The organism is Chryseobacterium sediminis, from assembly GCF_008386505.1.
In the GTDB taxonomy this organism is placed as follows: domain Bacteria; phylum Bacteroidota; class Bacteroidia; order Flavobacteriales; family Weeksellaceae; genus Chryseobacterium; species Chryseobacterium sediminis.
In genome coordinates this window covers 92,214-117,511 of record NZ_VUNZ01000002.1, presented here as the reverse complement: position 1 = coordinate 117,511, position 25,298 = coordinate 92,214, and the positions used below count along the sequence as shown (strand labels likewise).

Annotated in this window: 22 protein-coding genes; 14 read left to right on the top strand and 8 right to left on the bottom strand. The window is 36.0% G+C overall.

Translation table 11 applies throughout. The annotated features are described in order from the left end of the window. Positions 1 to 132: 132 nt before the first annotated feature. Complete coding sequence (locus FW780_RS12650) at positions 133 to 474, top strand: hypothetical protein (RefSeq protein ID WP_047380511.1); 342 nt, start codon at positions 133 to 135, stop codon at positions 472 to 474. 122 nt (positions 475 to 596) lie between these two features. Here the strand turns inward: FW780_RS12650 and FW780_RS12645 are convergent, their stop codons facing one another. Both FW780_RS12645 and rmuC read right to left on the bottom strand, forming a co-directional pair. Beyond that, on the bottom strand, positions 597 to 1,364 hold the full coding sequence (locus tag FW780_RS12645) for a TrmH family RNA methyltransferase (RefSeq protein WP_149833929.1): 768 nt from the start codon (positions 1,362 to 1,364) through the stop codon (positions 597 to 599). Between the two features lie 158 nt (positions 1,365 to 1,522). Next, positions 1,523 to 3,028 carry a DNA recombination protein RmuC gene (gene rmuC / locus FW780_RS12640; protein WP_149833928.1) on the bottom strand — a complete coding sequence of 502 codons (1,506 nt, stop codon included), beginning with the start codon at positions 3,026 to 3,028 and terminating at the stop codon, positions 1,523 to 1,525. 124 nt (positions 3,029 to 3,152) lie between these two features. Between rmuC and FW780_RS12635 the strand changes: the two genes are divergently transcribed. The 5 genes from FW780_RS12635 (at position 3,153) to FW780_RS12615 (ending at position 10,947) form a co-directional block, all read left to right on the top strand. Further along, positions 3,153 to 3,827, top strand: coding sequence for a response regulator transcription factor (locus FW780_RS12635; protein WP_149833927.1), 675 nt, complete (start codon positions 3,153 to 3,155; stop codon positions 3,825 to 3,827). Between the two features lie 2 nt (positions 3,828 to 3,829). Further along, on the top strand, positions 3,830 to 5,191 hold the full coding sequence (locus FW780_RS12630) for a sensor histidine kinase (RefSeq protein ID WP_149833926.1): 1,362 nt from the start codon (positions 3,830 to 3,832) through the stop codon (positions 5,189 to 5,191). 264 nt (positions 5,192 to 5,455) lie between these two features. Continuing rightward, a complete protein-coding gene (locus tag FW780_RS12625; protein WP_149833925.1) occupies positions 5,456 to 6,730 on the top strand; it encodes a TolC family protein in 1,275 nt (424 codons plus the stop codon). A gap of 3 nt (positions 6,731 to 6,733) precedes the next feature. Then, complete coding sequence (locus FW780_RS12620) at positions 6,734 to 7,849, top strand: efflux RND transporter periplasmic adaptor subunit (protein ID WP_149833924.1); 1,116 nt, start codon at positions 6,734 to 6,736, stop codon at positions 7,847 to 7,849. Then, a complete protein-coding gene (locus FW780_RS12615; RefSeq protein ID WP_149833923.1) occupies positions 7,849 to 10,947 on the top strand; it encodes an efflux RND transporter permease subunit in 3,099 nt (1,032 codons plus the stop codon). The genes FW780_RS12620 and FW780_RS12615 overlap by 1 nt, the downstream gene beginning before the upstream one ends. Positions 10,948 to 11,006: 59 nt before the next feature. Here the strand turns inward: FW780_RS12615 and FW780_RS12610 are convergent, their stop codons facing one another. The 6 genes from FW780_RS12610 to FW780_RS12585 form a co-directional block, all read right to left on the bottom strand. Continuing rightward, positions 11,007 to 11,762, bottom strand: a complete 756-nt coding sequence (locus FW780_RS12610; RefSeq protein ID WP_149833922.1) for a DUF5995 family protein — start codon at positions 11,760 to 11,762, stop codon at positions 11,007 to 11,009. A gap of 71 nt (positions 11,763 to 11,833) precedes the next feature. Continuing rightward, positions 11,834 to 12,067 (bottom strand): hypothetical protein, encoded by a 234-nt coding sequence (locus FW780_RS12605; protein WP_149833921.1) that lies wholly within the window; start codon positions 12,065 to 12,067, stop codon positions 11,834 to 11,836. Between the two features lie 162 nt (positions 12,068 to 12,229). Further along, positions 12,230 to 13,204, bottom strand: coding sequence for a DUF6624 domain-containing protein (locus tag FW780_RS12600; protein WP_174774456.1), 975 nt, complete (start codon positions 13,202 to 13,204; stop codon positions 12,230 to 12,232). 85 nt (positions 13,205 to 13,289) lie between these two features. Continuing rightward, positions 13,290 to 13,760 (bottom strand): YciI family protein, encoded by a 471-nt coding sequence (locus FW780_RS12595; protein ID WP_149833920.1) that lies wholly within the window; start codon positions 13,758 to 13,760, stop codon positions 13,290 to 13,292. A gap of 123 nt (positions 13,761 to 13,883) precedes the next feature. Continuing rightward, positions 13,884 to 15,062, bottom strand: a complete 1,179-nt coding sequence (pncB, locus tag FW780_RS12590; protein WP_149833919.1) for a nicotinate phosphoribosyltransferase — start codon at positions 15,060 to 15,062, stop codon at positions 13,884 to 13,886. Positions 15,063 to 15,157: 95 nt separating this feature from the next. After that, positions 15,158 to 15,634, bottom strand: a complete 477-nt coding sequence (locus FW780_RS12585; protein ID WP_079240229.1) for a Dps family protein — start codon at positions 15,632 to 15,634, stop codon at positions 15,158 to 15,160. A gap of 227 nt (positions 15,635 to 15,861) precedes the next feature. Here FW780_RS12585 and FW780_RS12580 point away from each other — a divergent pair, with 227 nt between their 5' ends. The 8 genes from FW780_RS12580 (at position 15,862) to FW780_RS12545 (ending at position 25,265) form a co-directional block, all read left to right on the top strand. Then, entirely contained in the window at positions 15,862 to 16,998 is a 1,137-nt protein-coding gene (locus tag FW780_RS12580; protein ID WP_149833918.1) for a hypothetical protein, read from the top strand. 229 nt (positions 16,999 to 17,227) lie between these two features. Continuing rightward, entirely contained in the window at positions 17,228 to 17,641 is a 414-nt protein-coding gene (gene rpsL / locus FW780_RS12575) for a 30S ribosomal protein S12 (RefSeq protein WP_002983146.1), read from the top strand. A gap of 23 nt (positions 17,642 to 17,664) precedes the next feature. Continuing rightward, on the top strand, positions 17,665 to 18,141 hold the full coding sequence (rpsG, locus tag FW780_RS12570; protein ID WP_034694654.1) for a 30S ribosomal protein S7: 477 nt from the start codon (positions 17,665 to 17,667) through the stop codon (positions 18,139 to 18,141). A 6-nt stretch (positions 18,142 to 18,147) separates the two neighbouring features. Then, positions 18,148 to 20,265 carry an elongation factor G gene (fusA, locus tag FW780_RS12565; RefSeq protein WP_149387749.1) on the top strand — a complete coding sequence of 706 codons (2,118 nt, stop codon included), beginning with the start codon at positions 18,148 to 18,150 and terminating at the stop codon, positions 20,263 to 20,265. Between the two features lie 16 nt (positions 20,266 to 20,281). Then, a complete protein-coding gene (gene rpsJ, locus FW780_RS12560; protein WP_002661363.1) occupies positions 20,282 to 20,587 on the top strand; it encodes a 30S ribosomal protein S10 in 306 nt (101 codons plus the stop codon). A gap of 315 nt (positions 20,588 to 20,902) precedes the next feature. Then, a complete protein-coding gene (locus tag FW780_RS12555; RefSeq protein WP_149833917.1) occupies positions 20,903 to 23,158 on the top strand; it encodes a TonB-dependent siderophore receptor in 2,256 nt (751 codons plus the stop codon). 18 nt (positions 23,159 to 23,176) lie between these two features. Continuing rightward, positions 23,177 to 23,794, top strand: coding sequence for a hypothetical protein (locus tag FW780_RS12550; protein WP_149833916.1), 618 nt, complete (start codon positions 23,177 to 23,179; stop codon positions 23,792 to 23,794). Between the two features lie 274 nt (positions 23,795 to 24,068). Continuing rightward, entirely contained in the window at positions 24,069 to 25,265 is a 1,197-nt protein-coding gene (locus FW780_RS12545; protein WP_149833915.1) for a PepSY-associated TM helix domain-containing protein, read from the top strand. The last annotated feature ends 33 nt before the right edge of the window (positions 25,266 to 25,298 follow it).

The following is a 25,298-nucleotide window of genomic DNA, read 5'->3' as shown; positions in this document are numbered from 1 at the left end:
ACTATTTTACAAAGGTATTACAATTATTTTTCATAAACAAATTTTCTAACTGCTATACCTTTGTCTTGTTCAAATAACAGAACAGAAGAAAATTTTATAAAACAATATTAACAAAATTAAATTTAATTTATTATGAAAAAGTCATTATTCGTAGCTGCTATCGCTGCAATCTCTCTAGTTGCTTGTAAAAAAACTGAAGCTACTTCTACTGAAGGAACAACTGATTCTGCTGCTGCTACTGTAGCTGATTCTGCTGCTGTAGTTTCTGACTCTGCTGCTAAAGTTGTTGATTCTGCTGCAACTACTGCTGTAGAAGCTACTAAAGATGCTGCTGCTGCTACAACTGCTGCTGGTGCTGAAGTTGCTAAAGATGCTGCTAAAGGAGCTGGAGAAGCTGCTAAAGGAGCTGCTGATGCTGCTAAAGGTGCTGCTGACGCTGCTAAAGATGCTGCAAAAGACGCTGCTAAGAAATAATTCTAGCATACGCTTAACAATAAAAGAACCGTTTCACTCAGTGAGACGGTTTTTTTATGCTTAGTCATTGCGAGCCGAAACATTTTCATTGAAAATAATATCCGGCTTTATTGATCTGTATTTTATCCTTTCTTTTGTTTTAAAGATTCATAGCAGGTAATAGCCACTGCATTACTCAGATTTAAAGAATCTATACTTCCTGCCATCGGAATCAAAGTATTTTTTCCCTTTCCGATCCAGAAATCACTCAATCCAGAATGTTCAGTACCGAATAATACAGCTGAACGCTGTCTGAAATCTCTTTTATAAAGATCTTCTGCAGTTTCAGCCATAAGTGTTGTGTAGATATTGAAATTGTTCTTTTGAAGAAATTCCAATGTTTCTTCATTTTCAGCCTGATATACTTCCATTCCGAAAAGACATCCTACACTGGATCTGATCACATTAGGATTGTAGAAGTCGGTTTTTCCGTCAGCAACAATCAATGCATCAACTCCAAATGCCTCACAACTTCTTAAAATAGCGCCAAGGTTTCCTGGTTTTTCTACGCCTTCAACAATAATTACTGTAGAATTTTCTTTAGGAACAAATGATGAAAGAGGAGTTTCTTTTGCCTGGTAGATCCCAATAATGCCTTCAGAGCTTCCTCTGTAAGCTATTTTTTCATATACTTTTTCACTCACATAATGGATTTTTCCATTGGGAAGGATTCCTTTAAAGATGTTTTCGCAGATAAAGAATTCCAGTGGTTCAAAATCATACTGTAGGGCTCTTTCATTTTCCTGTTGGCCCTCTACTACAAAAACTTTTGATTTTTTACGAAATCTGTTGTCAGTAAGGAGCTTAGTGACATTTTTTATTTTTTCGTTTTGAAAACTTTCTATCAACATTCCGCAAAATTATGCAAAATTTATCATTGAGCTTCTCTACTTTTAGCAAAAAGGTTCTCTCCGTGATTTCAAATGTTATTTATTTTCTTTTTAAATAAGACTTTCTATCACAATCTATTCACAAAATCTGAGTCCTGCGGGAAATGACTTTTTATGGCTTAGCTTTCTGATGGCTCAATAAGATTACTATTGTCAATAAGACTTTGAGGTAAGTCTTTTTTATTTTTGATTCCTAATGATTTCAGCTTCTGAGTTTGAATCACAAGGTTATCGTTTCCGGTGTGAAGCTGTTTATAGGCATCATTATATACATTTTTAGCCTGATCGAGATTTCGTCCTACTTTTTCCAGATTTTCTACGAAACCTACAAACTTATCATAAAGTCGGGCTCCGCGGTCAGCAATTTCTATGGAATTTCGGTTTTGATATTCACGTTTCCAAAGATCGGCTATCAGTTTAAGGGAAGTAATCAGATTACTTGGATTAAGCAGAAGTATTCTTTTTTCATAAGCATAGTTCCAAAGGTTATGATCAGCTTGCATAGCCGCAATATAAGCGGGTTCACTAGGAATAAACATCATGACAAAATCCATTGACTTGTCATAATCGTCATAAGCTTTTTGACTTAGCTGTGAAATGTGATTCTTAATAGAACCAAGGTGTTGGCTTAGCTTTATGGCATACACATCCGGATCTGTTTCGTCTACTAAATCTGTAAAAGCAGTCAGAGATACTTTTGAGTCAATGATGACATTTCTTTCATCCGGGTATTTTATAACGGCATCGGGACGCATTTTTTTTCCAGAAAATTCTGAAAATAGAGCATTGTTATCTTCATCACGTAGTTCATGTTCCAGGAAATACTCTCTTCCTTTTACCAAACCTGATTTTTCAAGGATGCTTTCGAGAATCATCTCACCCCAGTTTCCCTGTGTTTTGCTTTCTCCTTTCAGAGCGCGGGTCAATTTTTTGGCATCATCAGAAATCTGTTGGTTCAATTCTGCAAGTTCTTTTACTTTCTCGGCAAGGGAGAAACGTTCTTTATTTTCCTTTTCGTAGGCTTCGTTGACTTTATTTTTTAAATCGGCAATTTTCTCCTGAAAAGGGTCAAGGATATTTTTTAAGTTATTTTGATTTAAAGCAGTAAACTTTTCTGTTTTTTCTTCTAAAATTTTATTGGCAAGATTTTCAAACTGAAGTTTGGATTCCTCCTGTATTTTTATAATTTCCTCTTTTTGAGTATCCAGAGATTTTTGCAATCCTTCATTCTTAGCAGAAAGCTCGGAGTTTTTAGCGAAAATATCCTGTTTTTCAATAATATGAGCTTCTATTTGAGATACCTGTCTCTGATTGGTTTGTTTTAATTCCTGAAACTGAATGTTTAAAGAAGAATATTCGGCGGAGATTTTAGAAAATTCATTTTTCAGGTCATCCAAAAGATCCTGCTGCAGTATATTGGCTTCTTTTTCTTTACTGATATTTTGATTAAGCTCCTGAATTTTCAGGTTTGAATTTTCAAGATCAGATTGAGTTTTAATAGATAAGGTGTTCAGCGAATCATAAGAACTTCTTGAAACCATTGAGGATTTCAGTGCAAAATATAATATAACAGCGCCCAGTATACCACCGGCAATCAATCCAATAATTAAATATATCATCTCCATCTTCCAAAATTATGAAAAAAGGGTGGAAGCTGGAAGAAAGACACCTGAAGTTACTTCCATCTTTATTCATCCAGCTTCCTTTCTGAGCAAGAATACCTATATTTATAGGAAATTTCAGAGATTTATGAATATTTTATTGGTAGAAGATGATCAAAGAATCAGTAATTTTTTGATAAAAGGCCTTTCTGAGGCTGGCTACAATCTGACTCTTGCGGATTCCGGGGAAAAGGCTCGTGAACTTCTTCATACCTATGATTTTGATCTTATTTTAATGGATATTATGCTTCCCGGATTGGATGGAATGCAGCTTACTCAAATTATAAGATTTAAAGGAAATTATACCCCGATTTTAGTTTTAAGCGCACTGAACAGCCCAGATGATAAGATCAAAATGTTGGATATGGGTGCCGATGATTATTTATCAAAACCTTTCCATTTTGAAGAGCTGATTTCAAGAATTAAAGCTTTAACGAGAAGAAATAAATTAAGCTATCAGAAGGAAGATCAGTATTTATCCTGCGGAAATATCGTTATTAATACAGACCTTCATAAGGTAACGCAGAACGATAAGGAAATAGAATTTTCCCCTACGGAATACAAGCTTTTCACTTTCCTGATGGAAAATAAAAATAAAGTGCTGAGCAGAACCCAGATCTTACATAAGGTTTGGGGAATTGATTTTGATAATACAACGAATGTAGTGGATGTTTATATTTCTTACGTGCGTAATAAGATTGATGAAACAGAACAAAAAATTATTCATACGGTAAAAGGAACCGGATATTTGATTAAAGACTGAAAATGACTCTCAGAAACCGATTTACCCTTATTTCAAGCCTTTCGTTCGGCATTGTTTCTATCATCACATCTGCGGTGATATTCTTTGCTTATTATGACAGTACCAAGATTTTTTATTTTGAAAAGCTTAGAAATACAGCTCTCATTTCTGCTATTTATTACCTTGAAAAAGATGAGCTTCCAAAAGACCGTCATGCTCAGATTAAAAAAGAATATAATCACCTGATTCAGAATAACAGGGTGGCGGTTTACAATCAGAATAACGAGGTTACCTTTGGACATAATGTAAATGATAAGAATATAAAACTTTCCCATTTACAGGCTGTCCGAAATAATAAAGGGATACAGTTTATGTCTGATAATCAATTTTACTATGGGATTTTTTATCCGGACAATCAAGGGGATTTTGTGGTTTTTGTAAAATCATCAAACGATTCTTTTCAATCACAGATATTGAGGCTTGCCATTATTATGCTTTCGGTATTGGTGATTGGTTTGCTTGCGATCTATTTTCTGAGTCGATACCTTTCAAAAGTGGTCTATAAGCCTATTTCCAATGTTGTGGAGCGTATTAACAAAGTAGATTACAATAATATTTCTACGGCTATTACTTCTACGAATACCAATGATGAGATTGAAGATCTTATTAAATCTTACAATAAACTGCTGGGTAGAATTTCTGAAAATGTTCTCTTACAGCAGAATTTTATCAATTACGTTTCTCATGAATTTAAAACTCCTTTGGCTGCAATTTCCGGAAATCTGGAAGTTTTTGCTCAAAAAGACCGTACACCGGAAGAATATAGGGAAGTGGCAAAAGAATCATTGGATAATGTATACGAGATTGAAAATATTCTGAATAATCTTTTGCTGATGTCCGGAATGACAAAGCTTGAATCTTCCCATAAGCCAATGAGAGTAGATGAGCTGATCTGGAAGATATATGAGAAATTAGAGCCTAAAGCAAAAGTAAACAACTCATCCATTAAAATACAGCTTCAGGTAACACAACCTTCTTTGCTTGAATTTCCCGGAAACGAAACCCTGCTATATCTGGCATTATACAATATTGTTGAAAACGCCATTAAATATTCTTATGGTAAACCTGTAGTGCTTACTTTGTCCGAGAAAGAAAATCAATTGTATATCGAAGTCAGAGATGAAGGAAGAGGAATCCCTTCAGAAGATCTTGATAAAATATCTGAAACTTTCTACAGAGGAAAAAATGTAGACACTGTGAAAGGCAGCGGAATAGGTTTGTCACTATCGAAAAGTATTTTTGATCATCATCATATTGTGATGAAAATTGATTCTATTTTGAATGTAGGTACAAGCGTTCTCTTAGAATTTCCTGTTAATTCTTGATTTTTCTCCCACAGATTTCCCAGATCTCGCAGACTGATGATTTTAGATTCATTTTAAATCTTAAAAAAATCTGTGTCATCCATGAAATCTGTGAGAGATTAAAATATTCAATAGGAGGAGGCAAAACATCTTAATTCAAAAACAATTCCCAGGAATAAAAAAAGTTCTAATCAAACTCTAATGTTGGACTAACCGAATTTTAATTTTGTTTAAAATTCCCTCTAATATTAGACAAATAGCTTTGTGGTCTTAAAATAAAAGATCTTGAAGAAGCTATTTTTAACCCTATTTTATATTCCCTGTTTCAGTTTCTTTTCAGCGCAGATTTCAGATACCATGAAAATCAGCAGAAAGGAAGCTGAAACTATTTTTCTGGCTAAAAACCTTGACCTTATTGCCCAGAAGCTTGAGATTTCACAAGCGGAGGCGAGAGCTGTTCAGGCTAAATACTGGCCCAATCCAACATTAAGCATCAGCGAAGTAAATCTATGGAGAACTTATGACATAGAAGAACAACCGGCACTCATCGGAAACTGGGGAAAGAATACGCAAATTTCGGCTGAGATAGAACAGGTGATTCAGACTGCGGGAAAGAGAAGGAAAAATATTGAGCTTCAGAAAATTGAAGTGGAAGGGGAGAAGTATGAATTGCAGGAAGTTTTGCGTGAACTTAAGAAAACACTGAGAAATACAATCACTGAAATTCTTTACAATCAGGAACAGCAGAAAATCTATCAGGGGCAGATTGCTTCTATTGAAAAATTAACCAAATCCTATAACAACCAATTAAACCTTGGGAACATCAGTAAGGCTGAATATGTCCGTTTGAAAGCACAGGAAATTGAATTCAAGAAAAAACTGATTTCTTTAAAACAGGAAATTGAAGATCAGCAGGTAGAACTGAAGGCTTTATTGATGCTGCCTTCTCAAACCTATCTTGTGATTTCAGATTCGTTTGTTATACCGGAGAAGCAACTTTCAGAACTGGAAGTCACCCAGTGGATGGAAAAGGCAAAAGAAAACCGTCCGGATATCATGATCGCAAAAAATAAAGAGAAACACGCTACCAAAAACCTGGAGATTCAAAATGCTATGAAAACACCGGACGTAGCTGTTTCTATTGGATACGACCGTGGAGGAAATATCATGAAAGACTTTATAGGCCTGGGGGTTTCTATGGATCTTCCCATTTTCGACCGAAATAAAGGAAATATTCAGGAAGCTAAGCTTGAAATTGAGAAAAGCAAACTTGAGACCCGCAAAAACATGCTGAAGTCTGAGAACGAAATTGTCTCTGTTTTCAGAAACTATATAAGAACACAGCAGGTTTCAGAAGAGATCGATGAAAGCTATGAATCCACTTTGGATGGCCTGTTGGTAAGCCATGAGAAAAATTTCAGACTGAGAAATATCAGTATGCTGGAGTACATGGATTTTCTGGATACCTACATCGGAAATAAAATGATCATACTGGATACTAAAAAAGAACTTAATCAATACTACGAAAACCTACAGTATGTTGTAGGACAAGACTTATAAGATATGAACAAAATTACTACTAAATACATTGCCGCCATTTCCCTGTCTGCCTTCGTGATTTTTACAGGCTGTACCGGAGAAAAAGAAAATAAGGAAGCTGAAAAAAGTTATTGCATCAGTAAAGAACTTAAAAAAGATATTAAACTCGTTAAGGCAGAAATGCTTCCCATAGAAGAAAGCATTACGCTTACCGGAGAAGTGGAAAGCAATTCGGATAAAACCGTTCCTTTTGTAAGTCTCGTAGACGGCGTTGTGATGGATACCTATTTCTCCCTTGGAGATTATGTGAAAAAAGGACAAACCCTGGCAAGTATAAAAAGTACCGCTGTTAACGAAATGCAGGATGATACTCAAACCTTACAGGCTCAGCTGGCAGTAGCGAAAAGAAAGTTGTCTTCAGTGGAAGCTATGTATAAAGATGATATTGCTTCTCAGAAAGATTTACAGGAAGCAAAATCGGAAGTGGCTATTTTGCAGTCTAACATTTCCAAGACACAGAAAAATATGCAGCTTTATTCTGCGGGAGGAAGTACCATTCAGATAAAAGCGCCTGCGGACGGATATGTTATTTCAAAAAATATCTCCAAAGGAATGCCTGTAACTGCAGGAGGAGATCAGCTTTTTACAATTTCCAATCTTGATAAAGTATGGGTAATGGCGAATGTATATGCAACCAATATGAGACATGTCTATGTAGATCAGCCTGTAGTGGTAAAAACACTTGCCTATCCGGATGACAGTTTCTCCGGGAAAATTGATAATATTTCCCAGGTTTTTAATGAAAATGAAAGAGTCCTCAAGGCGAAAATCATTATGGATAATAATGGAATGAAGCTAAGACCAGGAATGTCTGCTGATGTTGTATTACCTGTTAATTCACAAAACAAAAGTGCATTGGCCATCCCAGCTAAAGCTTTAATTTTTGATAATAACCAAAGTTATGTAGTAGTATACAAAAAAGACTGTGAACTTGAGATAAGACCTGTGACGGAGATCGCTTCCAACAGCCAGTATATCTACGTAGAAGGTAATTTAAAACCAGGTGAAAATGTCATCGCTTCCAATGGGCTGCTGATCTATGAAAACCTGAAAAACCAATTAAATAACGCCAAGAAGTAATGCGAAAATTTGTACAGAATATAGTTTCCTTCTCTTTAAAAAACTCATTGATCGTTCTTTTGGGAACTTTTCTATTGCTTGCCGGAGGAATCTATTCTTATATGCATACCCCTATTGAAGCATTTCCGGATGTTACCAATACAAGAGTAAGAGTCATTACCCAATGGCCGGGAAGAAGTGCAGAAGAAATTGAAAAATTTGTCACCTTACCTATTTCCAAAGAAATGAATGCCATCCCGAATAAAACATCGGTGCGTTCTATTTCCCTATTTGGATTATCGGTAGTAACTGTAATTTTTGATGATCATGTCAATGATTTTTATGCACAGCAGTATGCTTCCAATAAACTCGGAAATGTAGAACTTCCTGCCGGAGCAGAGTATAGTATCGAACCGCCTTCCGGAGCTACCGGTGAAATTTACCGGTACATTATCAAAAGTAAGCTTCCGATCAAAGAAGTGACTGCTATTCAGGATTGGGTAGTAGAAAGAGAATTGCTTGCAGTTCCTGGTGTTGCTGATGTGGTGAGTTTTGGTGGAGAAGAAAAAACATATGAAATAAAAATTAATCCTACGGAATTACACAATTATGACCTTTCCCCTCTGGATGTGTATGAAGCAGTTTCAAAAAGTAATATCAATGTAGGAGGAGATGTGGTGGCAAAAGGCGATCAGGCTTATGTAGTGAGGGGAATTGGTCTTTTGGAGAAAAAAGAAGATATTGAGAATATCCAGATTGAAGTAAAAGGTTCTACTCCAATTCTGGTAAAACACGTTGCTGAAGTAAAAGTTTCTGCAAAACCAAGATTAGGACAGGTAGGATATAACAAGGAAAATGATGTTGTAGAAGGAATTGTGATCATGCTTAGAGGTGAAAATCCAAGCGAAGTGATTGCAAGATTAAAAGATAGAATAGAGCAGCTGAATGGAGGAGAGCTACCGGGTGATGTTCAGATTGTTCCGATCATTGACCGTACAGAACTTGTGAATACAACTGTTCATACCGTTTCCAAAAACCTTATTGAAGGGGTGATTTTAGTTTCTATCATCGTATTTATTTTCCTGTATAACTGGAGAACTACTTTCATTGTAGCTTCAGTAATTCCTTTGGCTTTCCTGTTCGCTATAATTATGCTTAAAATTCAGGGATTGCCTGCCAACCTGATTTCTATGGGAGCGCTGGACTTTGGACTGCTTCTGGAAGGAACGCTCGTCATTGTTGAACATGTCTTTGTCGCCCTCGAACTTAAAGCGAAAAAGATAGGACTGAAGAGATTCAATAAAATTTCAAAACTTGGAATCATCAAGAAAAGTGCAGGCAGTGTGGCAAGTTATATTTTCTTTGCCTTATTGATTCTTATTGTTGCCCTGATGCCGATTTTCTCTTTCCAGAAAGTAGAAGGGAAAATGTTCTCGCCATTAGCATTTACGTTGGGATATGCATTATTAGGGTCATTGATATTAAGTTTAACCTATGTTCCGGCAATGTGTAAACTTTTACTGACTAAAAATATTGAAGAGAAAGAAAACTTTATCTCAAGATTCTTCAGAGTGAATATCTATAGAATTTACGAATTCAGCGATCGACATAAAAAAGGATTTATCATTGGCTTCATTGCTTTGCTTGCTATTTGTGGATGGAGGTTTTCAAATTATGGATCCGAATTTTTACCCAAACTGAACGAAGGAGCAATCTACGTGAGAGCCACTCTTCCCAACAGTGTTAATCTGGATGAATCTGTACGTTTAACAAAGGAAATGAAGGAGATTCTCATGAAATATGATGAAGTAAAATTTGTTATGACCCAAACAGGCCGGCCGAATGATGGTACTGATCCTACCGGATTCTTTAATATCGAATTTAATATTCAGCTGAAACCTGAAAATGAATGGAAGAAAAAAATATCAAAAGATGAGCTTCTTGAAGAAATGAGAATTTCTCTTGAAAAATATCCCGGAATCAACTTCGGATTCAGCCAGCCAATACAGGATAATGTGGAAGAATATGTAGCAGGAGTAAAAGCTCCGTTAGTGATTAAAATTTTTGGTAATGATCTTTTTGAACTTGAAAATTATGCCAATAAAGTAGCTAATTCTATCAGAACGGTTCCTGGAATTTCAGACGTGAATGTTTTCAAAAATATAGGACTTCCGGAATTGAGAATACAGCTTCATGATTCTAAAATGGCCAAATATGGTGTCTCAACAGCAGATGCACAGGCTGTAATCGAAATGACGATTGGAGGGCAGGCAGCCACTAAGTTTTACGAAGAAGAAAGAATGTTTGATGTAATGCTTAGGTTTGAAAAAGATTACAGAGATACTCCTGAAAAAATGGGAAATATTCTTATCCCAACTCAGGATAATAAGAAAGTGCCATTGAAAGAAATTGCAACGATTGATTATCATACCGGTCCATCATTTATTTACCGTGAAGGAAACAGCAGATATATCGGGGTTGGATTTAATATCGAAGGGCGTGACTTAGGAAGTACCATCAAAGAAGCAAAAGCAAAAGTAGATAAAGACGTTAAACTTCCAAAAAATCATAAAATGACTTGGGCGGGAGAGTTTGAAAGTAAAGAAAGAGCTGCAAAACAGCTTGCAATGGTAGTACCGATCTCTTTAGTTTTAATTCTGATGCTGTTGTATTTCAACTTCGGAAATGTAAAAGATACGTTGATTTCTTCCATCACTCTGGCATTTGCATTTATCGGAGGGTTTTTATCCCTTTGGTTTACGGGAACCATCTTCGGAATTTCCGCGGGAATTGGTTTCATTATCCTTTTCGGAGTTGCAACTATTGATGGTATCGTTCTGATAGGAGTCATGAAAGAAAATCTGCAAAACAGGTTATCTCTCAAAGAATCTATTGCACAGGGAGTGAAAAGCAGAATTCGTCCTGTAGTGATGATTGCCCTGATGGGTTCTATGGGACTTCTTCCCGCAGCAATGTCAAACGGAATGGGCTCAGAAATTCAGAAACCTTTAGCCATTATGATTGTAGGAGGATTAATTATCTGTATGCTGCTGTCATTTACAGTACTGCCAATTATTTTCCATTATGCCTATCGTAAAAAGCATAAGGAAGCAATATAGTTTCTTTTATTTTGTTCATTATGAGCCGGGGTCCGTGAGGAAGATCCCGGCTTTTTTTGTTATGAATTTTTTGTAGATTCTAAAATTTCAATATTCTTCACCATATCACTGCTTTCACAATTTTTGAGTTCTTTTAAAAGGGCAGGAGTGAGTATCTTCGGATTCAGAATCTGGGTAGCGACCTTTGCAGCTGCATAATCTACAATGCCGATGACAGATTCTCTCAGAAAATTCGGAGTGTTGGATGCAATAACTGCCGTTGCCCAGGAAGTGTCTCTTGCTTTGGAAATGGCAAAATCAAGCACAGCATTATCCTTTCCATTAGAGAGTTTGTCAATAAGATCTACAGGATAACAGATTTTGTTCAGAGAATCCTGAACATTCTGATTGATGGAAGCAATGACATTATTAATATTTTCAAAATCTTTTTTTAACGGATTTATTTTTCGGTAAGGCATGATAGAAGCTGCGGAAATACCAAGATCCAGATTGATGTGTGCATTCATGCCCAGAAATATATGCTGTAGAATCAACAGGTTTTTATTTTTGCAGGCTTCAAAGGCAATATACCATGAGTTGGTACATTTTTCTCCTTTGCTGTAGCTTTCCCACGCCAGAATATATCTCTGTGCAAAAGCTAGATCAAGCAATGTCATTCTTGGATTATCTTCAAATTTTTTCTGTTGAATTCCTTTCAGAACCTGTGCCGTCATAATTCTATAGGTACACGCAAAATATCCTGCCGGACTTTGATTTTCTTTACACCAAATGATAATTTCATCCAGTTTTTTAAGAACTTCTTCAATGGTTTTCATGATAGTTTCTGTTTACTTAAAGATACTAAAAAAGTGAGCCGGAAAGCTCACTTTATGTATTGTTCGTTAGATTATGGGGTGATTATAATCGGGTCTGGAAAAGGTTCAAGAACCAACGGTTTACACATTGCTGCTGGTTGGCAGGTTCCTCCCATACATATAAAATTCGTCATTGTGGTAGTGCCATCAGGACATCTGATCATGCCTTCACCGTGGCATCCTCCGGGACATTCTGCCGGGTACAAAGTTCCTCCAAATACATCTTTCAAATTTGTTCTTGAAAGTTTTGTTAAGTTCTTTTTCATGGTTTAATTTTTTTGTTTAGTAAATAAATTTATTCTAATACTCTTATAATTAAATAAGTAGGTTTGAAAATATTAAACTAAAATAGTAAATTATTCCATGATACTTGAATTAATTTATGATAAATATTAAAATGATGATTAGTATTGTGATATGATTTCTGTTTATTTGTGCTTTGTTTTTGCTTCCAGTGTTGGCAAGTCTTTTTTATATTGTTCAACATCCCATTTAAGTTGCCAATTCTTTAGATACTCTGCCAATGGAGGAAGTCCAACATCTGCGCGTCTTTTATCTACATTTTCAGGATCTTCTAATGGAGATACATAATATACTTGTGTTTCTGGATCACGTCCAATCTGGCTACCGTAAATTTGTCTTTTACCTTGTCTCAGGGCTACCCTGTCTTCGAGAAGTGCCAGACTGCCGCTTTGTGCTTTACCATTCTTTACGGCATCTCTCATCATGGGTAAATATTTTTCCTGTGTTGCCTGATCTGCATGTTGGATAACAAGAAATAAGGTAACACTTCCTTGTCCACCCACAACATCAGGACCTACCCAGCCATATTTGTCAAGAATAGCTTTTACCTCAATAAGATTTAATGAATCTTTTTTATTGATAAGCTGCCAGTGTTCGTTCATTTCTTTTGAGTTTCCACCGTATTTTTTTTCAATACCCTCGATTTGCTGTCTGTACTTTTGGTCTTCAATATAAATGTCACCTAGCTTTGCAACCAGGGGTTTATTCAAATTTGCTTCTGCTTTCTCCTGATTCTGTTTGATTTTTTCGATTATAGGCTTCCATCGTTTATCGCTATGTAAAGAGGTAAGGTCTGTATCTTTTGTTATATGGTTATAATTAGTGAATTTTGCTGCAATTCTGTCAAGTTGGGAAAATGCACTGTCTGTCCCTGATGCCATTGCCCAAGAACACGCTGCGTTATACCTGTCATTTAGAGATGCTTTCCAGCCGTTAGATTTAAATGCTTCTGAATAGTTGCTGGCAGAGTTTTTGAAATCCTTGGTACGGTAAAGTGATTCAGCCGCTTTTACTTTATCTGTGTATTCTTTGGGAACAGTTTGTCCAAAGAGCAGTTTTGTTGATGCTAAAAACAGCAAAACAAATAGTCTTATTTTCATGGTTATTATTTTTTGAGTTTGATGTCTGGTTCTGTTGGAAGAAGTATTATTCTTGAAGATTATCAATATGTTTTTTAAGTTAATATTACGGGTTTTCCTTTGTAATCTCTTCGTGATGCTTTAAATACAATGGTAAAGCAGCAGATCCATACCAAGGGAAAATTTCATAGCTGAAAACACCAGCCTTCACTGCAGGATCTGTTTTTACCCATTGTTCAGCTTCTTCCTTAGATTTAGTGTTGAAAATAAACATTCCGCGGTAGTTTTCTTTATTTTTTTCAAGAAAAGGACCAGCTACTACAATTTTACCTTCATCTGCTAGTTTCCCGATATTGGCCATGTGGCCTTTCATGAGTTCACCCATTTTGGCTTTATCTTCAATCTTAGCAGTACCTGTTGTCAGCATAACAATCGTATAAGGTTTCATTCCATATTTATCAGCCCCTAAAGATGTAGCCAATTCCTGATTGTATTTAGGTTTATCTGCTTTCTTTTCCTGAGCAAAAGATAATGCTGATATGAGGAGACCTGCGATTAGTAAAGTTCTTGATTTCATCTTGTTTTATTTTGATAAATATAATAAAATCTTAAAGATTTCTGAATTGAATTTCAAATGATGATATAATACAATAAAACCTCGATGGATACGAGGTTTATCTAGTTGTTTGGATGGGTTATTTTAATCTTTTATTCTTAAAAATTCTTTGGCCAGTTCAATCATCTTCGGATCTCCGGTATATTTACCATGTTCATCGGAAAGTTTTACAGTAGGAATCCACTCTTTATTTGGCGCCTGTACCCCAATAAGCTTCATTACAATGTTCATTGGTTTTAATCCGACATCATTCGTAAGGTTGGTCCCAATTCCGAATGAAATACCAATTTTTCCTCTGCAGTAATTGGTAATTTCTTCTACTTTTTCAAGATTTAAAGCATCCGAAAAAATAATATATTTAAACATTGGATTGATCCCGTTCCTTTGATAATGTGCAATTGTTTTGTCTGCAAATTCTAATGCATCTCCACTGTCGTGACGTACCCCGTCAAAAAGTTTTGCGAATTTTTTGTCAAACTGCTGGAAGAAAACATCCGTAGTATACGTATCTGAAAGAGCCACTCCAAGGTCTCCTCTGTATACATCTACCCAATGTTCCAAAGCCATTTCATTGGCCATTTTGAATCCATATTCAGCAGCATGGAACATAAACCATTCATGCGCATGAGTTCCGATAGGTTTTACTCCATATTTCATAGCGAAATGTACATTAGAGCTTCCGATAAAAGTCGATTCTCTTTTTTGAGTCAAGGCTTCCATTACCAGATTCTGTACCTTATAAGAATGTCTTCTTCTCGTTCCAAATTCTGCAAAAGTTACTCCAAGCCTGCCTAATGAGTCTGCTTTTTCTATCGTTTTGCTCATTACCACTTCATTGGAATCTCTTTCCATATGGTTCATTTCATAGTGAAGTTCACTGATCAGAGCCAGTAAAGGGACTTCCCATAGAATTGTTCTGTACCAAAGCCCTTCTACAACAACGGAAAGGTCACCTCCTTCCTGGTGTATTTTTACTTCAGACGGGTCAAAATGATATCCCTCCAAAAAATCCAGATATGGAAGATCAATATAAGGACATGTTCTTGCCATGAATTTTTTCTCGTCCTTCGTAAGTTTAAGTTCAGCCATTTTATTAACAGCTTCTCTTAAAGCAACGTCAAATCCTTCCGGAAAATGGTGTTTCCCCCTGTTGATAAATTCGTATTTTACAATAGAGCTGGGAAAAAGCTTTACCACTGCATTCTGCATGGTTATTTTATAAAAATCATTATCTAGGATAGAGTTCAGTCTTACGTCGTTCATAATATGTGTAATTTTAACGCAAATATAAAAATAAATAATAAAATCGCCTAAATGTAAGGCGATTTTTTTGAAATATTTCAATGCATTTTATGGAGTTATTTTCCAAGATAAGAATTGTACATCCAAACTTCTTTCTCCTGTTCGGTAATATAATCGCTCATTTGGGAATTAGTACCCTCATCTCCTGCTTCATCTGTGATATCTAAAAGTTCTCTCTGCAGATCAATGACTACTTTAAAAGAACTTAAAATCTGCTCAACACTTTTGGTGCCATCAGTTACTTCTTTGCTTTCTTTAATAGTAGCTACCTTTAAATAATCTGAGTAATTGTGCGCAGGAGTAGCTCCCAATGTGAGGATTCTTTCTGCAATTTCATCAATCTTTAAAACAAGACTGTTGTACAACTCCTCAAATTTTGGATGAAGGGTAAAGAACTGCTCTCCTTTGATGTTCCAGTGAGAACCTCTTGTATTCTGATAAAATACAGAATAATTAGCTAACAGTACATTTAATTTTTCTGAGATTTTTTTACAATCGGCTTCTTTAAGGCCAATAATACTTGCATTTTTCATATGTATATATTTATTTTTTTAGAATCATACAATCACCACTTCCAAGAAATATAACGAAGTTTTACTATTGTGATTGATAGTTTATCATTTTGTATATCCCAAATTTACGAAATATCGTGCCGAACTCCCTGGATTATTAATAGATGATAACTATAAGAAAATTTTTTAAAATAGTTTGGAAGTATTAATATTGCGGTAATAGAATAGACAGCAGAAATTTTACACATATGTTTTTTGACAACTTTATCAATATACCTGAAAATAAGAGAACATCATTGGTTAAATATTTCAGTATTGGAATCGTATTGATTTATATTGGTGTTTTTATGGCTTTATATCTGAAAGCGAAAGAGCCATTTTCAGCCTGGACTATTTCTGACTGGCTGATAAATTACACGGATGGTGGTTTCAAAAGAAGAGGTCTTTTGGGGGATGCGTTTTTTTATATACAGGATATAACGGGTGTTAAGTTACAATTTCAAATCCTGATTTTTCAGATCATTGGTCTTTCAGGAATTCTGTATGGGACGTTTCTATACTTAAAGAAATATAAGGTTGATCTTTTTTATATGTGTATCATGGCTTCACCTTATATTCTATTATTTCCTGCATTAACTGTCAGAAATGCCGGTAGAAGAGAGATCATATTGATTCTTATAATGCTTTGGTATTCTTTTGCAAAAAAATCGAAGCTTAATGATACAGTATTATGGCTTTTTTATATCATTTTTCTCTTCATTCATGAGGCCGGATTTTTTTTCTTACCCTTTTTAATATGGATTAATTATTCCAAGTGGCAGAAAATTAATATTAAATATGTCCTTTCTATAACAATCGCTGCTTTTGTCAGTATTGGTATTATATATTTTTTTGGTGGAAATGTTAACGAAGGAGAAAGTTTATCTATTTTGAAAGGAAGGGGAGTGGTTTTTCAGAAAGAGAATATTTTTGATCTGGAATATTATTTTGATTTTAATTATGTTCTTCAGTATAAATTATCGTTTCTGGTTCATGCTGTAGAACTTATTATCATGATATTTCAAATGGGGTTTTATGTTTATCTGTTTAAAAGAGAATCATTTTATACCTATCTTTTCTGTAATATGATCTGCCTTCTTTGGGTTACCCCTTTATATTATCTCGGAATTGATTGGATGAGATGGAATTATATTTACTCTACATTATTATTTATTGTTTTCACATCCTACTTACAAAGGAATGATTCTGAAATGATATCATTCAATAATAATCCAATAAAATCTTCATATCTTATCTTTTCCGGTATCTTTTATTTACTGGTTCTTTTACATCTTCAGCATGACATCATGATTGAATGGATTCAAAACTATCTTACACGGAATTAAAATTGAAAATTGTCAGAAGTATAAATTTCATAATTATTTAATACTCATTTTTTCAGGTGAGAAATTTCTGTTTTTCTGTTCCTTTTCCTCTTGTTTATTATGCTTCTTTGATTGTCATGGAGAAACCTGTTCGATTTGGGATGTAAGTATTTGATTTTAATTTTTATATAAGTGTTTGCAGATTAAAAAAATATTACTATTTTTGCACCCTAAAATAAAAAGCAATTAAATGCCTACTATTCAACAATTAGTAAGAAAAGGAAGAGCCACGCTTGCCAAGAAGAGCAAATCGGCTGCCCTTGATTCTTGTCCACAAAGACGTGGTGTATGTACGAGAGTATATACAACTACACCTAAGAAACCTAACTCTGCACTTAGAAAAGTTGCAAGGGTAAGACTTTCTAACGGTAAAGAAGTGAATGCCTATATCCCGGGCGAAGGACACAATCTACAGGAGCACTCGATAGTATTGGTTAGAGGCGGAAGGGTGAAAGACCTACCGGGAGTACGTTACCACATCGTAAGAGGTGCATTAGACACCGCTGGTGTAAATGGAAGAACTCAGAGAAGATCTAAGTACGGAGCTAAGAGACCTAAACCAGGACAAGCAGCTGCTGCTCCTGCAAAAGGAAAGAAAAAATAATCATTAAATAAGGTACAAAAGCAATGAGAAAGACAAAAGCGAAAAAAAGACCGTTGTTACCAGATCCGAAATTTAATGATCAATTGGTAACGAGATTCGTAAACAACTTAATGCTTGACGGTAAGAAGTCAATCGCATTCAAAATTTTCTATGATGCATTAGAGATCGTAGAAACTAAAAAAGGAGATAACGAAAAAACTGCACTTGAAATCTGGAAAGATGCACTTACAAATGTAATGCCTCACGTAGAAGTACGTTCTAGAAGAGTAGGTGGAGCTAACTTCCAAATCCCTATGCCAATCAGAGCTGATAGAAAAATTTCTATGGCAATGAAATGGTTAATCAAATATTCTAAAGCTAGAAATGATAAGTCTATGGCTTTGAAATTAGCTAACGAAGTTGTAGCTGCTTCAAGAGAAGAAGGTGCTGCTTTCAAAAAGAAATCTGATACTCACAAAATGGCGGAAGCTAACAAGGCTTTCTCACACTTCAAATTCTAATCTGAAATGGGAAGAGATCTTAAATTTACAAGAAATATTGGTATCGCTGCTCACATTGATGCAGGTAAGACTACCACTACAGAAAGGATTCTATTCTATACAGGGGTAAACCACAAAATTGGAGAAGTTCACGATGGTGCTTCTACAATGGACTGGATGGAGCAGGAAGCAGAAAGAGGTATTACTATTACTTCTGCAGCTACCACTTGTTCTTGGAACTTTCCAACAGATCAAGGAAAAGCTTTACCTGAAACTAAGCCTTACCACTTCAACATCATTGATACACCGGGACACGTTGACTTCACTGTAGAAGTAAACAGATCTTTAAGAGTATTGGATGGATTGGTATTCTTATTCTCTGCAGTAGATGGAGTAGAGCCTCAGTCTGAAACAAACTGGAGACTTGCTGACAACTACAAAGTTGCTAGAATGGGATTTGTAAACAAAATGGACAGACAAGGTGCTGACTTCCTTAACGTGGTAAACCAGGTTAAAGAAATGTTAGGATCTAACGCAGTTCCAATCGTTTTACCAATCGGTGCTGAAGAAGATTTCAAAGGTGTTGTTGACTTAATTAAAAACAGAGCGATCATCTGGGATGAAGCAGGACAAGGAGCTACTTTTGAAGTAGTGCCAATTCCTGAAGATATGAAAGATGAAGTTCTTGAATATAGAGAGAAACTAGTAGAAGCTGTTTCTGAATATGACGAAACTTTGATGGAGAAATTCTTCGAAGATCCGGATTCAATTACAGAAGAAGAAATCAATGCTGCATTGAGAGCTGCTACTATCGATTTATCTATTATCCCAATGACTTGTGGTTCTTCATTCAAGAATAAAGGAGTACAGTTTATGTTGGATGCAGTATGTAAATACTTGCCTTCTCCATTGGATAAAGATGATATCAAAGGTACTGATCCAAGAACTGACGCTGAAATCACAAGAAAACCATCTGTAGATGAGCCTTTCTCTGCATTAGCATTTAAGATTGCTACTGACCCGTTCGTGGGAAGATTAGCATTCTTCAGAGCTTACTCAGGAAGACTAGATGCAGGTTCTTATATCTTGAACACTCGTTCAGGAGATAAAGAAAGAATCTCTAGAATCTATCAGATGCACGCTAACAAGCAAAACCCAGTAGAATATATTGAAGCTGGTGATATTGGTGCAGCGGTAGGATTCAAGTCTATCAAAACTGGTGATACAATGTGTGACGAGAAAAACCCAATCGTTCTTGAATCGATGGTTTTCCCTGATCCGGTAATTGGTATCGCTGTTGAGCCTAAAACTAAAGCTGACCAGGATAAAATGGGTAACGCTTTAGCTAAATTGGCTGAAGAAGATCCTACGTTTACGGTTAGAACTGACGAAGCTTCTGGACAAACGATTATCTCTGGTATGGGTGAGCTTCACTTAGATATCATTGTAGATCGTATGAAGAGAGAATTCAAAGTTGAAGTTAACCAAGGACAACCTCAGGTAGAATACAAAGAAAACTTAACAAAAGTTGCCAGCCACAGAGAAGTTTACAAAAAGCAATCTGGAGGTAAAGGTAAATTTGCTGATATCGTATTCGAACTAGGACCTGCAGACGAAGGAAAAGTTGGTTTAGAATTCATCAATGAGATCAAAGGTGGTAACGTTCCTAGAGAATTTGTTCCTGCAATTGAAAAAGGCTTTAAAGCTGCAATGAAGAACGGTCCTTTGGCTGGTTTCGAAGTTGAAGGTATTAAAGTTACTCTTAAAGATGGATCTTTCCACGCAGTGGATTCTGATGCTCTTTCATTTGAAATGGCTGCTAAATTAGGATTTAAAGAAGCGGGACGTGCTGCTAAGCCAGTAATTATGGAGCCTATTATGAAACTGGAAGTTGTAACTCCGGAAGAATATATGGGTAACATCATTGGTGACCTTAACAAAAGAAGAGGTACTATCAGTGGTCAGGAAGAGAAAAACGGTGCTGTTGTAATCAAAGGTTCTGTTCCACTTTCTGAAATGTTTGGATATGTAACAACTCTAAGAACACTTTCATCAGGAAGAGCTACTTCTTCTATGGAATTAGAGAAGTACCAAGCTACTCCACAAAACGTTGCTGAAGAAATCATAGCTAAAGCAAAAGGTTAATTTTTAAATTAAAGAAATGTCACAAAGAATCAGAATAAAACTAAAATCTTACGATTACAACTTGGTAGACAAGTCTGCTGAGAAAATCGTAAAAACGGTAAAGGCTACTGGTGCTGTTGTAAACGGTCCAATTCCATTGCCAACGAATAAGAGAATCTTCACAGTGTTGAGATCTCCGCACGTAAACAAGAAAGCAAGAGAGCAGTTCCAATTATCAGCTCACAAGAGACTAATGGATATCTACTCTTCTTCTTCTAAAACTGTTGATGCTCTAATGAAATTAGAACTTCCTTCAGGTGTAGACGTTGAAATTAAAGTGTGATAACTGCATACTTTGCAATGATTATACAATCCGTTCCTTTTTAGGGACGGATTTTTTTTGATATAATCTAAAAAACTAAGTAAAGCATATTTGATCAACCATCAGATATGCTTTTTTTTGATTGTACTTTCCATAACCATAAAAACCCTTAAAGGAATTACCCTTAACGATAGTATAGATCTGTTTGGGGATTGTAAAGAGTCTCTGGCAGAGATTAATGATCTGACATTAATACTTCTTTTTCAGGTGACATATGTCACTCTTGTTTATTTATTTAGAATTAATAAAAATAATAATTTTGTCAAAAATTATCAGATGAATAAAGTAGTATCCTTTTCTCTGCTGTTATTGGGTGGAGTTCTGGCCAATGCACAGAAAGTAAATGATTCAGTTAAGCACAAGAAAATTGAAGAAGTAGAACTGTTTGGTGAAAAAAAGAAACAGCCACAAGGGTTGGATGCAATTACCAGATTGCCATTGAAAACCAGAGATCAGATTCAAAGTATTTCCGTGATTTCCCATAAAGCAATTGAAGAATTAGGAGCGCTTACAGTCACTGATGTTGCCAAAAATGTTCCCGGGGTAACCTTATTTTCAAGCTATGGAGGAGGAAACGAAAGTATGTCCATCAGAGGATATCGTGGAGTTCCTGTACTGAAAAACGGGGTTCAGCTGGATTCAGATTTCCGTACTGCAGGGATGATTACTGATATGCAGGGAGTAGAAAGCATTCAGGTTATCAAAGGATCTGCTGCTATTGGTCAGGGAATAGGAAATGGCTTGGGATCTGCAGGAGGTGTAATTAATGTTGTAACAAAAAGACCTCAGTTTATTGATCAGACTAATGTAGGATTCCGTTATGGAAGCTGGGATTTTTACAGACCTACAGTAGATTTCCAGAGAGTACTGGATTCTCAGGGAAAAGTAGCAGTGAGATTCAACGGAGCATACCAAAATAATAACTCATTCAGAAGCCATGTACAGGGAGAAAGGATTTATGTAAACCCATCCATTGCTTTCCGTCCGGATGATAAGACATTAATCAATGTGGAAATGGATTATCTTCATGATAAAAGAACACCGGACAGAGGAACAATAAACCTTGCGCCAGGAACTGTTGAAGCATTATATCATATGCCAAAAGGAAAGTTTTTAGGCTATGCATCTGATTATTCAAAAACTGAGACCTTCAACTTTGCAACTACAATTGTACGTAACCTTACAGATAAATTAAAAGTGAGAGCGGCTTTCGTTAATTCTGTAAGCAATACAGATTCTGAAGCTTCATCCGTATCATTGCCGGCTGGTGAAACCAACTATAATATCAGACAGCGTACCATAGGAAAATCACAGGGAGAAGATATCAACAAAGTATTACAATTAGACTTCATCGGAGAGCAGATAAAGACAGGATTTATTAATCATACATTCCAGGTTGGTTTTGACTGGAGAGAAACAGAAACCTCTTCTACAACCTTTGAAGCATACAAAAATTCAATTGCACCAGGGAATTTAATTACTGCACGTGCCACAAAAATCGGAAACACAACCTATGCGGCTAATCCGCTTGATATTGTAGATGTAGTGAACGGAAATATTCCCAATCAGCTTCCGGTGAATGTCATCTATAAAAACCTGGGAAGATCAAATGCGGTATTAACACCAAGTATCGGAGCAATGGCTCAGGATGTGATGACGATCGGAAAATATGTAAAAGCTCATTTGGGACTTCGTTATAGCCGACTTAATGGTTCTGCCAATGAATCTGTAGATACATGGAATCCTAATTTCGGATTGATCGTTTCTCCGCTTCCAAATGTTAATGTATTTGGATCATATACCACAACAACATCTTTAAGATCTTCTAATAACTTCCTTTTAGATGGTGGAAGAGTAGGTCCGTCAATGACAAAACAATGGGAAGCTGGGATTAAATCAGACTGGTTTAATGAGCGTTTAAGATTTAATGTAACGGTATTTGACATTAAAACAGATCACCTTTCTTTCACTATTCTTGACGAAAATTATAACCCTGTTGTGATCGACAAACAAACGATGTACGGTCTTGCCGGAAACCTTAGAAGAAAAGGAGTGGAAGTAGAATTGATAGGAAGAATTCTTCCGAACCTTCAGGTAATGTCCGGATGGGCGTATCTTGATGCTCAGTATCAGGACAGCCCGGCGTACATGAACGGATCTGCACCAATGAATGCTCCTAAACATACTGCAAACGGATGGTTAAATTATAAATTCAATAAAGGTACTTTATCAGGACTTGATGTAGGGGCAGGAATTTATTATGTAGGAAAAAGACCGGTTGATGAATGGACTCAGAAAACATTTACCGCAGGTCACCTGAACAGTGTGAAGCCTGGAGACAAACCTTTCGATATGCCGGAATATACCACAGTAGATGCACAGGCAGGATATACACTGAAAAATGGAATGGGAATAAGAGTATTCTTTAATAACATCTTTGATACTGTAGGATACAGCTCTTATTTTAGAGGAGGATATATCGATCAGATTCAGCCTAGAAACTTTGCTGTACAGGTAAACTATAAATTCTAATCAACAAAATCATTTATTATGAAAAGTATCAAAACAGTATTCTTAGCATTGGCTCTTGGTGCTGCGGCTGTGTCATGTTCCGGAGACAAAAAGAAAGGAATAGATTACAACCAGTTTAAAACAGAAGTGAAACTTACTGCTGAACAGGAAAAAAACTTTAATGAAATCACTGCAAAATATCAGCAGCTTCAGGAACAGAACTTTCAGGCAGCAAAAGCTCAGGGAGGTAATATGGATCGGGTTGCTTTAGGAATAAAAAATGAAGAACTGAGAGCGCAGCAGTCTATTGAAATGGCTACCGTTTTAGATGGTTCGCAGATGGAAAAGTTCAATAAGTTTGTAGATGAAAATTCAAGAAAAAGACCAAGATATGACAATGCTTTACTAGAAAGAATCAAAACGGAAGCACAGCTTTCCGAAGATGAATTCAAAGTAGTAAATGCAGCTAACGATGCTTTTGAAAAGGCCTTCAATGATGCTCACGATGTATATCACGGGAATAACGATTTGGCTAAAGAATACTGGGAGAAATTTGATACCCAGAGAAAGGATGCTATTAAGAAAGCCCTAAGTCCTGAACATTATACGAAGTTTGAAACAATCGTAAAAGAAGTTCAGTTCAAAGGAAGAAAATAAACGATATTAATACCAGTAAGGGCTGGAAGCATGGAGAAGGGAGATGGATATGATTTTGAGCTAAAAGTTCTTGCTACTTTTAAGAAAACGTATTCAATTTGGTGAATGTAGATTAAAGTTAAACCAGTAATCTTTTAGACTAAAATAACTTCCGTCAAAAGCTTCATGCTTTCTTACCCCGAATTTGTATTAACTTTTTTTAATTTATTCATATCAATTTTAATTTAAAACATTAAGACGGTGTTACTGTCTTAATGTTTTTTGCTGTTAAACAATGAGAATTTTACTTAAAAGCCTTTACAGGAAAAAAAGAAAAAACGAATCGGTTACAAAATACCTGATGTGGATCACTCATCTCTGGCTGGGACTTTTATCAAGTAGTATTGTTTTTATAATGTGTCTTACCGGCTGTCTTTATGCATTCAAAAATCAGATTATTGATTTTAGCAACAGGGATAAAGTATACATAAGCCCGGGTTCAGGAAAAGCAATGAACCCTGATCTGATTCAGGCAGAATTATTAAAACATAATAAAGAACTTACTTCTCTGATGATTCCCGATGACAATGGGAAAAGCTATGTGATCGGTTACCGTGAAGATAATCTGGACAAAAGTACTTACTATAACCAATATACAGGAGAGATACTGGGACAGCCCAATGTTGGTTCGGGACGGTTCTTTGAAACAGTTCTGGATCTTCATAGAAATCTGATGATGGGAAATGCCGGAAGACAGATTGTTGGAGCTTCAGTTCTTATGTTTTGTATTCTGTTGATTTCAGGATTTATTCTCTGGCTTCCAAAGAAACTGAAGTTTTTGAAACAAGGGCTCACTGTTATGTTCAAAGCAAAATTTCAAAGGGTCAATTATGATCTGCACAATACTTTGGGATTTTATACTTTTCTGATGCTCTTCTTTATTGCCGTTACAGGATTGTATGTGACCTACCCGTGGGTGAAAAATACGCTTATCATAAGTCTGGGAGGATCGTCAATAGACAATATTTCAAAAGAAAAAGACAGTGGAGATGATGCGTTCGGAGGACTTCTGGAAGATATGCTTCAGAAACAGGACGAAAAGAAAAATCTGAAAGACGTTACTTCCGCTTCCGTAGATAAGATTGTAAAGCTGGCAGACCGCCATCTTCCTTACAAGGCCGTTACAAGTATAGAACTTCCCAATAAAGAAAATCCACGATATGTTGTTATCAAAACCAACAGACAAAACTTCTTTGGAATGATGTTTCCGGATGAAGTGACATTTGATAAAACCGGAGTTTTCAAAACAAAAGAACTGTTTTCGGACAAACCTTTGAACAAACAGTTTACATCTTTAGCCAAACCCTTACATACAGGAGAGATCATGGGACTGCCAAGTATCATTCTCTACTTTATAGTTTCTCTTATCGGTTGTTCATTACCGGTGACTGGATTTCTGATCTGGTGGCATAGATTCAGAAAAATGAAATAAAATAGCCTGAAATATTTAGATACCTCATATTCT